Origin of the sequence: Lachnoclostridium sp. An181, from assembly GCF_002160325.1 — a bacterium.
GTDB lineage: Bacteria > Bacillota > Clostridia > Lachnospirales > Lachnospiraceae > An181.
This window is the reverse complement of record NZ_NFKJ01000003.1, coordinates 159105-173736: the sequence shown is the minus strand read 5'-3', so window position 1 is coordinate 173736 and position 14632 is coordinate 159105. Positions and strand designations below refer to the sequence as shown.

15 protein-coding genes are annotated in these 14632 nt (G+C 46.5%); 10 read left to right on the top strand and 5 right to left on the bottom strand.

What is annotated here, in order from left to right; translation table 11 throughout:
* Window positions 1–42: 42 nt before the first annotated feature.
* From B5F18_RS03310 to B5F18_RS03290, 5 genes are all read left to right on the top strand, one after another.
* A complete protein-coding gene (locus tag B5F18_RS03310) occupies window positions 43–1686 on the top strand; it encodes a putative manganese-dependent inorganic diphosphatase (protein WP_087156235.1) in 1644 nt (547 codons plus the stop codon).
* Between the two features lie 16 nt (window positions 1687–1702).
* On the top strand, window positions 1703–2290 hold the full coding sequence (locus B5F18_RS03305; RefSeq protein ID WP_087156234.1) for a flavin reductase family protein: 588 nt from the start codon (window positions 1703–1705) through the stop codon (window positions 2288–2290).
* 133 nt (window positions 2291–2423) lie between these two features.
* Window positions 2424–3143 carry a polysaccharide deacetylase family protein gene (locus B5F18_RS03300; protein WP_242955793.1) on the top strand — a complete coding sequence of 240 codons (720 nt, stop codon included), beginning with the start codon at window positions 2424–2426 and terminating at the stop codon, window positions 3141–3143.
* A 25-nt stretch (window positions 3144–3168) separates the two neighbouring features.
* The gene (locus B5F18_RS03295; RefSeq protein ID WP_087156233.1) at window positions 3169–3900 is read left to right on the top strand and encodes a tRNA threonylcarbamoyladenosine dehydratase; all 732 of its coding nucleotides are present in this window, start codon (window positions 3169–3171) and stop codon (window positions 3898–3900) included.
* A 1-nt stretch (window position 3901) separates the two neighbouring features.
* On the top strand, window positions 3902–5224 hold the full coding sequence (locus B5F18_RS03290; RefSeq protein WP_087156232.1) for a replication-associated recombination protein A: 1323 nt from the start codon (window positions 3902–3904) through the stop codon (window positions 5222–5224).
* Between the two features lie 26 nt (window positions 5225–5250).
* Here the strand turns inward: B5F18_RS03290 and B5F18_RS03285 are convergent, their stop codons facing one another.
* The 5 genes from B5F18_RS03285 to B5F18_RS03265 all read right to left on the bottom strand — a co-directional run bounded on the left by B5F18_RS03285 (window position 5251) and on the right by B5F18_RS03265 (window position 9596).
* A complete protein-coding gene (locus B5F18_RS03285) occupies window positions 5251–6099 on the bottom strand; it encodes an ABC transporter permease subunit (protein ID WP_087156231.1) in 849 nt (282 codons plus the stop codon).
* Window positions 6096–6830, bottom strand: a complete 735-nt coding sequence (locus tag B5F18_RS03280) for an ABC transporter ATP-binding protein (RefSeq protein WP_087156230.1) — start codon at window positions 6828–6830, stop codon at window positions 6096–6098. The genes B5F18_RS03285 and B5F18_RS03280 overlap by 4 nt, the downstream gene beginning before the upstream one ends.
* Before the next feature lie 153 nt (window positions 6831–6983).
* A complete protein-coding gene (locus B5F18_RS03275) occupies window positions 6984–7496 on the bottom strand; it encodes a DUF4364 family protein (protein WP_087156229.1) in 513 nt (170 codons plus the stop codon).
* Between the two features lie 16 nt (window positions 7497–7512).
* Window positions 7513–8445 carry a TIGR01212 family radical SAM protein gene (locus tag B5F18_RS03270; RefSeq protein WP_087156228.1) on the bottom strand — a complete coding sequence of 311 codons (933 nt, stop codon included), beginning with the start codon at window positions 8443–8445 and terminating at the stop codon, window positions 7513–7515.
* Window positions 8442–9596 carry an NAD(P)-dependent malic enzyme gene (locus tag B5F18_RS03265; protein ID WP_087156227.1) on the bottom strand — a complete coding sequence of 385 codons (1155 nt, stop codon included), beginning with the start codon at window positions 9594–9596 and terminating at the stop codon, window positions 8442–8444. Before B5F18_RS03265 ends, B5F18_RS03270 begins: the two co-directional genes overlap by 4 nt.
* Window positions 9597–9835: 239 nt before the next feature.
* Between B5F18_RS03265 and rho the strand changes: the two genes are divergently transcribed.
* From rho to prfA, 5 genes are all read left to right on the top strand, one after another.
* On the top strand, window positions 9836–11164 hold the full coding sequence (gene rho / locus B5F18_RS03260; RefSeq protein WP_087156226.1) for a transcription termination factor Rho: 1329 nt from the start codon (window positions 9836–9838) through the stop codon (window positions 11162–11164).
* Window positions 11165–11321: 157 nt separating this feature from the next.
* Window positions 11322–11522, top strand: coding sequence for a 50S ribosomal protein L31 (rpmE, locus tag B5F18_RS03255; protein WP_087156225.1), 201 nt, complete (start codon window positions 11322–11324; stop codon window positions 11520–11522).
* Window positions 11523–11587: 65 nt separating this feature from the next.
* Entirely contained in the window at window positions 11588–12526 is a 939-nt protein-coding gene (locus tag B5F18_RS03250; RefSeq protein ID WP_087156224.1) for a DUF1385 domain-containing protein, read from the top strand.
* The gene (prmC, locus tag B5F18_RS03245; RefSeq protein ID WP_087156223.1) at window positions 12523–13383 is read left to right on the top strand and encodes a peptide chain release factor N(5)-glutamine methyltransferase; all 861 of its coding nucleotides are present in this window, start codon (window positions 12523–12525) and stop codon (window positions 13381–13383) included. Before B5F18_RS03250 ends, prmC begins: the two co-directional genes overlap by 4 nt.
* A 13-nt stretch (window positions 13384–13396) precedes the next feature.
* Window positions 13397–14470 (top strand): peptide chain release factor 1, encoded by a 1074-nt coding sequence (prfA, locus tag B5F18_RS03240; RefSeq protein ID WP_087156222.1) that lies wholly within the window; start codon window positions 13397–13399, stop codon window positions 14468–14470.
* Window positions 14471–14632: the final 162 nt, after the last annotated feature.

The following is a 14632-nucleotide window of genomic DNA, read 5'->3' as shown; positions in this document are numbered from 1 at the left end:
CCTATAATTCTTACCAAGTATAACGATATAGGGAGATAAAAAATGGAGAAAACAAAAAAAGTATATGTCATAGGACATAAAAATCCGGATACGGACTCCATCTGTTCTGCTATCGCGTACGCGCAGTTGAAACGCACGATTACTGGGAACGAGTACGTGGCAAAGCGCGCAGGGCAGATAAATGAAGAGACAAAATATATTCTGGACAGATTCAAGGTAGAACCTCCAAGCCTTCTTTCCAATGTGAATCTTCAGATCAAAGACATTGATATCCATAAAATAGAAGGGATTGCGGATCATGCCTCTATCAAGGAGGCGTGGGAGCGGATGAAGGAAAACAATATGAAGACGCTTCCCGTGTTGAAGGAAGGGCACCTGGAAGGTCTTATCACAACAGGAGATATCGCAACATCCTACATGGATGTATATGACAGCACGATCCTTTCCACAGCAAGGACGCAGTACCGCAGTATCGCACATACTCTTGGTGGCAAGATCGTGACAGGAAATGAACATGGATATTTTGTAAAAGGCAAGGTAGTCATTGCAGCGTCCAGTCCGGATATGATGGAAAGTTTCATTGAGAAAGATGACCTCGTTATTTTAGGAAATCGGTACGAATCTCAGCTGTGTGCGATTGAGATGGACGCAAGCTGTCTTGTCGTTTGCCAGGGGGCTGAAGTTTCCAGGACCATCAAAAAACTGGCCGAAGAGAGGAGTGTTGTTATCATCAGCACGCCGCATGACACCTTTACGGTGGCAAGGTTGATCAATCAGAGTATTCCGGTCAAATATTTTATGACAAAGGAAGATCTTATCACGTTTCAGACAAACGAATACATTGATGACGTAAAGGAAGCCATGACAACAAAAAAATTCAGGGATTTCCCTGTGCTGGACAAAGAGGGCAAGTTTCTGGGATTTGTGTCAAGGCGAAGACTTTTGAATGCGAGAAAGAAACAGGTCATCCTGGTGGACCACAATGAGCGGTCCCAGTCAGTGGACGGTATTGAGGAGGCCAATATCCTGGAGATCATTGACCACCACAGGATTGGAAGTGTGGAGACGATAGGGCCGGTATTTTTCCGGAACCAGCCAGTGGGATGTACAGCGACCATCATCTATCAGATGTATCGGGAATATGGGGTGGAGATACCAAAGCTGATCGCATCTCTTCTGTGCTCGGCGATCATTTCAGACACCTTGATGTTCCGTTCACCGACGTGTACATTGGTTGACAAAGAGGCTGCCGAGGCACTTGCGAAAATCGCGGACATCCATATTGAAGAGCTGGCTAAAAGCATGTTCAATGCGGGCAGCAATCTGAAGGGAAAGACTGCGGAGGAGATCTGCTTTTTGGATTTCAAGAAATTTACTGTCAACAATACGACATTTGGAGTTGGCCAGGTAAACTCCATGAGCGAGGAAGAACTGGAACACATCCGGGAAAAGGTGCTGCCGGAACTTCCAAAGGCAATGGAAAAGCAGAACCTGGATATGATTTATTTTATGCTGACGAATATTGTGGAGGAAAGCTCAGAACTCCTCTGCTTTGGGCATCGTGCAAAAGAGCAGCTTTTGGAGGCATTTGACCTTTCCCAAAGCAGCGGACATGTCATTTTAAAGGGAGTGGTGTCCAGAAAGAAACAGCTTGTCCCTACGATCGTGAGTGCTCTGCAGCAGTAGAAGAGAGGATAAAGATATGCAAAAACAGATATGGAAGGCCGGGAATATGGTGTATCCTCTGCCAGCAGTGATGGTGAGCACTGCGGATACATTGGGAAATGACAATATTTTGACTGTGGCCTGGACAGGGACGATCTGTACAAATCCGGCTATGGTCTATATCTCCGTAAGACCGGAGCGGTATTCTTACCATATGCTAAAAGAAAGCGGAGAGTTTGTCATCAATCTGACAACAGAAAAACTTGCGAGAGCCACAGATTTTTGCGGTGTACGTTCAGGCCGGGATATAGACAAGTGGAAGGAGATGTGCCTGACAAGAGGAAAAGCACAGAGTCTTGTTTATGCACCGGTGATCGCGGAGAGCCCGGTCAATATTGAGTGCAAGGTGACAAAAGTGGAGGAACTTGGCTCCCATCACATGTTCCTTGCCAAGGTACAGGCAGTCCAGGTCAGCGAAGAGCATATGAATCCAAATGGGAAGTTTGAGTTGAATAAAACAGGACTTTTGGCTTACTCCCATGGAGAATATCTTCGGCTTGGAGCATCCATCGGAACATTTGGATACAGTGTCAGAAAAAAGCAGGTAAAGAAAAAGAGAAAATAGAAGATTACGGATAACTCATAGCAATGAGTTATCCTTTTCTCTTTACAGCAGGCTATTCTGGCAGGATTTTGCTGATGAAACTTTGGTAAAATGCATACACATAGTTTAAAGAAAGAGCAAAGAAGCGATACCTTTGAAAAAGTGGCAGAAAAGAGCGATTGTAGGTATATTGTATGTTTTGTCTGTTGCAGTGGCAGGTTTTACCATACAGAAAAAGGCAGAGTCATTGGAAGATCGGACTCAAATGGCGGACAGCGGAGAGATGGAAAACAATGAGAAAAAGAGTGCCTACCGGGAAATAAAGAAGGTGGCCCTTACATTTGATGATGGCCCGCATCCGTATTACACAGAAACATTGCTGGACGGACTAAAAGAGAGGAATGTCAAGGCCACCTTCTTTTTGATCGGTGATTATGTGAAAGCAGCGCCGGATATTGTGAAACGTATCAGCCAAGAAGGGCATTCCATTGGGAATCATACCATGCATCATGTAAAACTGACGGACCTTTCCAGAGAGGATGCAAGAAGAGAACTTGAGGAGGCAAACAAAGCGATCAAAGATGCCTGCGGGGAGAACGTGGAGCAGATGCGTCCTCCCTTTGGAGAATGGCAAAAGGAGCTGGAGGAGGATACAGGCATGTTTCCGGTTCTTTGGACCGTGGACCCCAGGGACTGGGCGACAGAGGATGTAGAGGAAATCGTAAATAGGGTAGTGACGAGTGTGGGGGAAAATGATATCATTCTCTTGCATGATTGTTATAAAACTTCCGTGGAGGCTGCGTTTCGCATTGTTGACAGACTGCTGGAAGACGGATATGAATTTGTGACAGCAGAGGAACTGCTGGCAGGATAAAAAAGACAAAAATTGGAGGAAACGGATGGTAAATGAATTTTCGAGGACAGAATTATTAATCGGAGAGGAAGGATTGAAAAGGCTGAAAAGCGCAGCCGTGCTTGTGTTCGGTGTCGGAGGAGTTGGCTCCCACTGTATTGAGGCGCTTGCAAGAAGCGGGGTGGGAAGACTATATTTGGTGGATAATGACACCGTCTCGCTTACAAACATCAACCGCCAGTCCATCGCCTACCACAGCACAGTGGGAAAATATAAGACAAAATTGATGAAAGAGCGGATCGCGGACATTTCCCCGGATACAGAGGTCCTCACCTATGAAACCTTTGTGCTGGAGGAAAACTTAGAGCCGATGTTTGACCAGAAACCCGATTATATTGTGGATGCCATTGATACAGTGACGGCAAAGCTGGCTATCGTAAAACTGGCAAAGGAGAGGGGGATTCCTCTTATCAGTTGTATGGGAACAGGAAATAAACTGCACCCGGAATTATTTGAGATAGCAGATATTCAAAAGACATCGGTATGTCCTTTGTGCAAAGTGATGCGAAGAGAGCTGAAAGCCAGGGGAATCAAAAATCTGAAAGTGCTGTACTCAAAAGAGAAACCAGTGGACATCAAAGACAGAGAGACAGGGGAGGACAAAGGGGCAAGAAGGAGTCTGCCTGGCAGCATCTCCTTTGTCCCTCCTGTGGCAGGACTTTTGATTGCCGGGGAAGTTGTGCGCACTCTGGCCGGTGTGGAGGAAAGAAGGAAATAATATGGATTTGTTTGACTACATGAGGGAAAATACAAAGAAACAGGAGTCGCCCCTTGCATCCAGAATGAGGCCGGAAAGTCTTGATGAGGTGGTGGGGCAGCAGCATATTATCGGAAAGGGAAAACTTTTGTACAGAGCGATCAAAGCCGACAAGCTTGGATCCATCATTTTTTATGGCCCTCCGGGGACCGGGAAGACAACACTTGCCAAGGTGATCGCAAGCTCTACGAGTGCAGAGTTTACACAGATCAATGCTACGGTCGCAGGAAAGAAGGATATGGAGGAGGTTGTAAAAAAGGCGCAGGATGTGCTTGGGATGTATCAGAAGAAGACGATCCTTTTTGTGGATGAGATTCATCGTTTTAATAAAGGGCAGCAGGATTATCTTCTCCCGTTTGTGGAGGACGGCACGATCATTCTGATTGGCGCCACAACGGAAAATCCGTATTTTGAGGTCAACAGCGCGCTGATTTCCCGTTCCATCATTTTTGAACTCTTCCATCTCTCCAAAGAGGATATCAAAATTTTGATCAAGAGGGCAGTGTACGATGAGAAGAAGGGGATGGGTAGCTATCAGGCTGTCATTGAGGAGGATGCGATGGAATTTCTCGCGGATATTGCCGGTGGAGATGCAAGGACTGCGCTCAACGCTGTGGAGCTTGGCGTTCTCACAACAGAGAGGGCTGCTGACGGAAAGATCCATCTGGATCTAAATGTGGTCAGCGAGTGTGTGCAAAAGAGAGTGGTCAGATACGACAAGACCGGGGACAACCATTACGACACCATCTCCGCATTCATCAAGAGTATGCGTGGTTCTGATCCGGACGCAGCAGTGTATTATCTGGCAAAGATGCTATATGCGGGGGAGGACATCAAGTTTATTGCAAGAAGGATCATGATCTGTGCGTCTGAGGATGTGGGCAATGCAGACCCAATGGCCCTTACCGTGGCCATCTCGGCAGCGCAGGCAGTGGAACGCGTTGGCATGCCGGAGGCAAGGATTCCTCTTGCTCAGGCAGCCACCTATGTGGCTTGCGCTCCAAAAAGCAATGCTGCCTATATGGCAGTGGAAAGGGCGATGGAAAATGTAAGAAAAGTAAAGACAAGCGTGCCTGCGCATCTGCAGGACGCACACTATAAAGGAGCGGCAAATTTCGGACATGGCATCGGGTACCAGTATGCCCATGATTTTCCAAACCACTATGTCCGCCAGCAGTATCTGCCGTCGGAAATCCTGGGGGAAACTTTTTACGAGCCAACAGAGAATGGCTATGAGAAAAAGATAAAAGAATGGCTTTCGTTTTTGCGCGGGAATGAAAAATAGGAGGTGGATTTCCACCTCCTTATCTGCTATTTGATGTCTTTTTTGGAAAATACCACCATTCCGATGCAGATGGTCACGGCAAGGTAGACAAGCGCAGTGACAATGCTGCGTGTCGCAAGGGAAGAGGTCAGTTCTTTTGTGGCCACTTCTGTGATGTTAGTGTCCAAAAGATACTTGGAAAGTACGATTGTGTCCCCGCTAATCTTTTTGTAAAGCATTTCCAGGAGCATGAAGATCATGGAGAAAAACTCCAGAAAACAAAGATTGACGGCAATGGCAGCTCCGCTTTGGCGGATGAGCATGGCGATCATGTAGAAGACGGATGCAAATGCGCCGGCAAGCAAAAGTTCAATGGCTGTCACTTGCATCACATGCGTCCAGAACCCAGAACCTGTACTTCCAAAGCCCCACAGGACAGTGGCTGTGATCGTCGTGGCTGCCATGTAGAGCAGAGTAAATACGATGGCTGCCAGGATGCTGATCAAAAGTTTAGACAGATAAATCTTTGCTCTGCTGTAATTTCTTGAGGCAATGTTTTTGATCGTCCCGTGGTTGAATTCTCCGCCCGCAAAAAGGGAGATGACGATTCCGATCAGCAAAAGACTGCTGCCAAAGGAAAGAGCGAGCATCTGGCTGGATGCGCTCAAGTCTTTGTAACTTCTTGCAAGTCCGTCTGTAGATATATTGACGCCGTTTTCCTGCATTGCCTGGTCCTGGGCCTCCAGGCTGGTTGCCATGGCATCGCCCGCAACCCTATAAGAAAAATCAATGATGAATACGGAAAGGACTGCCAGCACGATATTGATGACAAGGCAGATCCAAAAGTAGCGTGCTTTGTTCAATTTATAAAGATCACTTCTCAATAATTGTTTCATTGTCTGTTCCCTCCAATCACCTGTAAGAAATAAGATTCCAGATCCAGCTCCCCATTTTGGTTTTCACTGCATTTTTTCCACAGATCCTCCTCTGTGAATTCTTCCAGAAGTTTTCCTTGGTGGAGAATACCATAACGGGTTGCGATTTTGGAAAGTTCGCTCAAAATATGGCTGGAAATCAGCACGGTGATCTCGTATTTTTCGTTCAGCGTTAAAATCAGCTCCCGGATTTCCTTGATGCCTTCCGGGTCAAGTCCGTTGGTAGGCTCATCAAGCACAAGGAACTTTGGTTCTCCCACGAGGGAGAGGGCAATGGCCAGACGTTGTTTCATACCAAGGGAAAAATTCTTTGCTTTTTTCTTGTCAGTTCCTTCCAGTCCGACCATATGAAGGATCTTTGGGATACATTTTGTATTTTTGACTCCCATAAGTTTGCACTGTGCCATGAGATTTTGTTTGGCAGTCATGTTTGGATAAAAAGCAGGCGATTCAATTACTGTACCGATCTCTTTTCTGGCGCTCACCAGATCGGATGAGTCAAAAAGTTTAATGTCTCCGCCTGTCGGGGCAGCCAGGCCGCAGATGATGCGGATGAGTGTTGTCTTGCCCGCGCCATTCTTGCCGATCAGTCCATAGATATCGCCTTTTTTAATGTCCATGCTGACCTCGTCCAGAGCTTTTTTCTGTTTAAAGGTTTTGGTAACCTTGTTGGCAGTTAATACAGATGACATATCATACCCTCCTCTGAATTTGTGTTAATGTATTATTGTATTACTTGCTTAATACAATACACCCAAAAAGAAGAAATGTCAAGTATGGAAATAAAAAATAGGTATTTGGAAATGCATACGTTCCAAATACCCATGTTTAAGGTTTGATTTTGCTTATAAAAGTTTTTCCATGATCAGCGCATAGATTTCCTGATTGTGCTGGCTCCAGTTTGTGGCGATGGTCTCTGCTTCATTTTCCGTCGGAACGGTGAGAGTCAGATCAATAAGGGGAATCTGATTTTCAATGACCTGGCATCTGACGCAGAATTCATTGTGTTCGTTTTGAAAATAATCGGATTTTACGGACACTTCATCTTTTAAGTCATATCTGCGCTCCTTTAAAAACAGGTCAATGTCGTGCTGGATGGCAGGGGAAATCTTTGTATGAAAAAAGTCAATGGTCTGTTCCCCTTCTTCGGTCAGATGATAGAGTGTGCGGTTGTGAGCCTGCTCTTCGCGGAGAAGTCCTGTTTCCACCATCTCGGAGATCGCTTGCTGGAGTTTGAAGTAGGTCGTGTACCCCTTGTCCAAAATAAATTCCGAGATCTGACCGTTTGTGAGTGGGAAATCCACACGTTTTAGCATATATAAAATAATTAATTTGTAGAGGGTAAACGTATCAGCCATAAAAACGAATCCTTTCTCAGCTGGGAAACCATTCTTTTCCCTGCCATATGTCGTGTTCTTTCAAATAGTGGTTCATTTTATTCAGTACCTGTCGTTTGTCCGCGGTCCACAAAGGAGCAACGAGCAGATGTTTTGGAGCATCCCCGGTCAGCCTGTGGACCACAATATCTTCTCTTAAATGAGTCAGGCATCCGGACAGGATGGAAAAGTATTCGTCCATTGTGGGAAGAGTGAAATCTCCGTTCCTGTAATGTATTTCCAGATCCGTGCCTTTTAGTACATGCAAAAGCTGTAATTTAATGCCCTGAATAGGCTTGGTGTTCAGATAAGTGATTGTTTTTTGCATATCCTCTCTTGTCTCGTGCGGGAGCGAGAGGATGGTGTGGACGATGATGTCAATGTCCGCTTTATGCAGTGCATCCACAGCCCGATCAAAGACAGCGAGTGGATATCCTCTGCGGATAAAGTTTGCAGTGCCCTCGTGAATGGTTTGAAGGCCAAGTTCCACCCAGACGGGTTTGATTTTGTTTAATTCACTAAGCAGAGAGAGCACCTCCTCTCCAAGACAGTCCGGCCTTGTAGCGATGGATAGGATTTTTATGTCCGGCTCCTTTATGGCTGCCATAAAAAGAGGGCGAAGGTAGGTGACAGGAGCGTAGGTGTTTGTATATGCCTGGAAATAGGCGATGTAGGAACCACCTGTGTATTTTCTGGCCACCAGCTTTTTCCCCTCCACGATCTGTTCGTGGACGGAGAGGGCTGGGGAGGAAGCAAAATCACCGGAGCCTCCCGCGCTGCAGAAAATACAGCCGCGATCACCCAGTAGGCCATCGCGGTTTGGACAGCTCATACCACCGTTTAGTGCGATTTTATAAAGTTTTTCACCGCAGTGTTTCTTCACATAATAGTCTAAAGAGTAATATCTTTTGTCGCCCCAGCGCTTTGTCATTGTTTGATGTGCTCCTTAACTGCTGCGCTGACCACATCAGCGACACGAGGGTCAAAGGCCTCAGGGAGAATGTTAGTCTCACTGAGTTCTTCTTCACTTACAAGGCCGGCGATGGCGTGCGCGGCCGCAAGTTTCATTTCTTCTGTGATTTGTACAGCACGTCCTTCCAAAGCTCCCCGGAAGATTCCAGGGAAGGCAACGACATTGTTTACCTGATTCGGAAAGTCAGAACGGCCGGTTCCCACTACTTTAGCTCCGGCTTCTTTTGCAAGATCCGGCATGATCTCCGGCACAGGGTTTGCCATGGCGAACAGGATGGAGTCTTTGTTCATGGATTCCACCATTTCTTTTGTGACAATACCAGGAGCGGAGACTCCGATAAAGATATCTGCTCCTTTCAAAGCATCGGCAAGAGTCCCTGTTTTATTCTCCAGGTTTGTCAATTTGGCCATTTTCTCCTGCATCCAATTTAGATTTGGGGAATCTTTGGAGATGATTCCGTTGATGTCACACATAGTAATATGAGCAAATCCGTAGGTGAGGAGAAGTTTTGTGATGGCAACCCCTGCGGAGCCGGCTCCGTTTACGACAACCTTGCAGTCCTCTTTTTTCTTGCCTGTTACTTTCAGGGCATTGATGATGCCCGCGAGCACAACGATAGCTGTCCCGTGCTGGTCATCGTGGAAAACAGGAATGTCCAAAAGTTCTTTTAAACGCTCCTCGATCTCAAAACAGCGCGGAGCGGAGATGTCTTCCAGGTTGATGCCGCCAAAAGCAGGGGCAATGTTTACGACCGTGCGGATGATCTCCTCTGTATCCTGGGTGTCAAGGCAGACAGGGAAGGCGTTGACGCCGCCGAATTCCTTGAAGAGTACGGCTTTTCCTTCCATAACAGGCATAGCTGCGTAAGGACCGATGTTGCCAAGGCCAAGGACAGCGCTTCCGTCCGAGACTACAGCCACGGTGTTTGATTTGATCGTATAGCGGTAGGCTTCTTCTTTATCTTTTGCAATGACTTTGCATGGCTCTGCGACACCCGGGGTATACGCGATGGACAGATCCTCGCGGGATTTGACATGCGCTTTTGCGGTTGTCTCCAGTTTTCCATTCCATTCTTCATGCATCTTTAATGCTTTTTCACTTATCGTCATGTTCTTTCACACCTTTTCATTTTATTCTGTCAAAATCTATATAACATCATAGCATTGAAAGAATTCCAAAGCAACCAAATGTTTTCCGGGAAAAGCGGTAAAGAAAAAAGGCTTTCACTTTGTGGGGTTATGGTGTATAATGCAAAGTAAATTCACGAAAAGCATTTCATTTTTATAAAATCCCCAATGAATTACAGAGAGAACATAAAGAGGATAGGAAGCAAGAAAGGATTGAATCTATGAGAGAGAAGTACGAGTCTCTGTCTTTGTCAGCTTTAAGAGATGTGGCAAAGGCGCGAGGACTGAAAGGCATTTCTGCAATGAAAAAATCAGATTTGGTGGAACTGATGCTGAAAGAAGATGAGAAAGATTCTGCCAGAGAAGTAAAAGAAGAGGTAAAGCATGAAAAGGGAGGCAGCATGGATATAGAGCAGCTGGACAGTGGACAGACTGCCAATGGAATACTGGAGGTTCTGCCGGACGGATATGGATTTATCCGGTGTGAGAATTATCTCCCGGGTGAGAACGATGTCTATGTATCCCCGTCGCAGATACGCAGATTCAACTTAAAGACAGGGGACATTGTGAGCGGAAACACGAGGATCAAGACCCAGTCTGAGAAATTCGGTGCGCTTTTGTATGTGACAAAGATCAACGGAATCCATCCTGCGGAGGCTGCAAAAAGACAGAACTTTGAGGATATGACTCCGATCTTTCCGAACGAAAGGCTGCGCCTGGAAAACAAAAGGCGAGGGTCCACAGCCATGCGGGTGGTGGACTTGATCTCACCGATCGGAAAGGGCCAGAGGGGAATGATCGTATCTCCTCCGAAGGCAGGAAAAACTACATTATTAAAGGAGATTGCATTGTCTGTGCAGAAAAACAATCCGGAAGTGCACCTTCTCATTCTGCTCATTGATGAGAGGCCGGAAGAGGTGACAGATATCAAGGAGACGATCGAGGGGAAAAATGTGGAGGTGATCTACTCGACCTTTGATGAACTGCCGGAACACCACAAGCGTGTGTCAGAGATGGTGATCGAGAGGGCGAAGCGTCTTGTGGAACACAAGAAAGATGTCATGATCCTTTTGGACAGTATCACAAGACTTGCCAGGGCATATAATCTGACCGTGCCGCCGAGCGGTCGGACACTTTCCGGAGGACTTGACCCGGCAGCGCTGCACATGCCAAAACGGTTCTTCGGAGCTGCGAGAAATATGAGAGAGGGCGGAAGTCTCACTATCCTTGCCAGTGCGCTGGTGGACACGGGCAGCAAGATGGATGATGTCATCTACGAGGAGTTCAAAGGGACCGGAAATATGGAGCTTGTGCTTGACAGAAAATTATCAGAAAAGAGAATCTTCCCGGCACTGGATATTCCAAAATCAGGGACAAGAAGAGAGGACCTTCTTTTGGACAAGGAAGAGCAGGAAGCTGTCTATATCATGCGGAAGGCTTTGAATGGTATGAAAACGGATGAGGCAGTGGACAATATCCTCAATCTTTTCGAGAGGACAAAGGACAACCAGGAATTTGTCCAGATGATCAAGAAGACAAAAATTCTTTAAAAACAAAAATAAATAACTTGCAATCCAAAAACAGATATGGTACAATAACAACGCTGTTTAAGAGATAATGAAAAGCAGGCAGCCCCTTGGCTGCAAGGAACCTTGCGCAGGCGGTTGTTTTGCGTGAAAGATAATATAGAATGACGAGGTGAAAATCATGAAAAAAGGAATACATCCAGATTACCATCAGGCAACTGTGACTTGCAACTGTGGAAACACATTTGTGACAGGTTCTACAAAAGAAGATATCCATGTGGAAATCTGCTCCAAGTGTCATCCATTCTACACAGGACAGCAGAAAGCTGCTCAGGCACGCGGACGTGTAGACAAGTTCAATAAAAAATACGGAATTAAATAATCAAAGTTGGAATGTCAGGATTGCCGAACAGGCAATCCTGCTTTGCGTCATAAGGAGTTTTATTCATGAAATCATCAAATATCGGAGGGCAGGCAGTCCTCGAGGGAATCATGATGAAAAACAAGGACGAATACGCGGTGGCGGTGAGAAAACCGGACGGGAATGTGGAGGTGGACAAAAAGGAATACCGAAGCGTTGTCGGAAGGCATAAAATGCTCCTGAAGATTCCGTTTGTCCGCGGTGTATTTGCATTTGTCGATTCCCTCGTCCTCGGGATGAAGACCCTTGCTTTCTCTGCAAGTTTTTTTGAGGAGGAAGACGAGATGGAGGCGGGCCTGACAAAAAAAGAGGAAGAGAAAAAGGAGCGGGCGGAAAAATGGATGATGGGTGGAACCATTGCCCTGTCCATTGTGCTTGCCATTGCAATTTTTATGGTTCTCCCGTATCTTCTGTCATCCCTGTTAAAGCGCGCCGGCGCGTCACAGAGCGTATTTGCAGTGTGCGAGGGCATGATCAAGATCGCGATTTTCCTTGGATATATGGTACTTATTTCCAGGATGAAAGATATCAAAAGAGTGTTCATGTACCACGGAGCAGAGCACAAGTGCATCAACTGTATTGAAAATGGGTTTGAACTAAATGTGGAGAATGTCAGGAAAAGCTCCAGGCTGCACAAACGGTGTGGAACGAGTTTTCTTCTGTTTGTCATTCTCGTGAGTATTATTCTGCATTTTTTTGTCCAGTTCGACTCCATGGCGCTCAATCTGGCCGTCCGTCTGGCACTGATACCTGTGATCGCGGGGATTTCCTACGAGATCATCCGTCTGGCGGGAAACAGTGAGAGCGGGATTGTGTGCGCGGTGAGCAAACCTGGGCTGATGCTGCAGAAACTGACCACCAAAGAGCCGGAGGATGACATGATCGAAGTGGCTATTCTTGCAGTAGAAGCTGTATTTGACTGGAAAGAATATCAAAAAGAGACGTTCAAAGAGGTGGCTGCATGACATTTGCGGAACTGTACGAATACGGGAAACAAAGACTATTGGATGCAAAGGTTCCTGACTTTGACGTGGATGCCTGGTTACTTTTAGAGTTTGCCACAGGCATCACAAGGGCAGCCTACTATGCGGACAGAGGCAAAGAAGTGGATGAGGATGGAGCAAGGTACTATCATAAGCTTTTGGCGAAACGGGCAGAGAGGGTGCCGCTGCAGCATTTGACGAATTCACAGGAGTTTATGGGGCTTGACTTTTATGTCAACGGAGATGTTCTCATTCCAAGGCAGGATACAGAGATCCTTGTGGAGACAGCGCTCGGACTTCTGAAACTCCTTGCCAAAGAAAAGAAAGAGCTCTCCTGTCTTGACATGTGTACGGGCAGTGGATGTATCCCTGTCAGTCTGGCGCATTACGCCGTGCTCTCCAGGTGTGACGGCGCGGATATTTCCCAAAAAGCATTGAAAGTGGCTGAGGAAAATGCGGCAAGATATGGAGGAAAAGTCCATTTGGTCTTGTCGGATCTATTTAAAAACATTGAGAAAAAGTACGATTTGATTACATCCAATCCTCCGTATATTAAAAGCGGAGAGATTGAGGACCTGGAGGAAGAAGTGCGCATATATGACCCGCGGATTGCCCTGGACGGGATGGAAGACGGCCTTTATTTCTATAGGAAGATAGTCAGGGAGGCAGGAAATCATCTGCATACAGGAGGATATCTGGTTTTTGAGATTGGCTGCCACCAGGCAGAGGATGTGGCCCGCATGATGAGGGAGAGCGGGTTTGAGGATGTGTGCGTGAAAAAAGACTTGGCAGGACTTGACCGCGTCCTGTACGGCATGTACAATAATCAGGAGAAATAGGAGGAGAATGAACATGTTTGATAGATTGGAAGATTTGCTCATTCGCTTTGAAGAAATCATGAGTGAGCTGCAGGAGCCGGACGTAGCCAATGACCAGGACCGTTTCCGGAAATTGATGAAGGAGCAGAATGATCTTTCACCGATCGTGGAGACTTATAAAGAATATAAAAGCTGCAAACAGAATATTGAGGACAGCCTTGCAATGCTCGAGGAAGAGAGCGATGAAGAGATGAGAGAGCTTGCAAAGGAGGAGCTTGCAGAGTCCAGAAAAAGAGTAGAGGAACTTGAGCATGAGCTGAAGATCCTTCTCCTTCCAAAAGACCCGAACGATGAGAAGAATGTTATCGTGGAGATCCGCGCAGGCGCGGGCGGGGATGAAGCAGCGCTTTTTGCTGCGGAGATTTACCGCATGTATCAGCACTACGCGGAGAGCAGAAGATGGAGAACAGAGATGATCTCTGTAAATGAAAACGGCATTGGAGGATTCAAGGAGGCTGTTTTCATGATCAGCGGGCAGGGTGCATACTCAAGGCTGAAATATGAAAGCGGTGTACACCGCGTACAGCGTGTGCCGGAGACAGAGTCCGGAGGACGTATCCATACTTCCACAATTACCGTGGCGATCATGCCGGAGGCTGAGGAAGTTGACGTGGAGCTGGATATGAACGACTGTAAATTTGACGTTTTCCGTGCATCCGGAAATGGTGGCCAGTGTGTCAACACTACGGATTCCGCGGTGCGTCTGACACACATTCCGACAGGAATCGTCATCTCCTGCCAGGATGAAAAATCACAGTTGAAAAACAAAGACAAAGCGCTGAAAGTTTTACGCGCAAGGCTGTATGAACTGGAGATGGAAAAACAGCACGATGCGGAGGCTGAGGCGAGAAGAAGTCAGGTCGGAACAGGAGACCGTTCCGAGAAGATACGTACTTACAACTTCCCGCAGGGACGCGTGACAGACCATCGCATTAAGCTGACGCTGCACAAGCTGGATTCCATTTTAAATGGTGATCTTGATGAGATCATAGACAGCCTTATTGCCGCAGACCAGGCAGCTAAACTTAGCAATCTCCAGGAAAATTAGAGAGAATTTTATTTGAAACGTGCGTCCTAAGGGCGCACGTTTTATGATATATTCAGGGGGAAGTACCCGGTGGCATTTAAGTGGAATGTAACAAAATCACGGATGAAAAAAAAGAAAAACGGTAAAATTATGAAAAATTGGACAAATGAGGTAGCAAGCAAA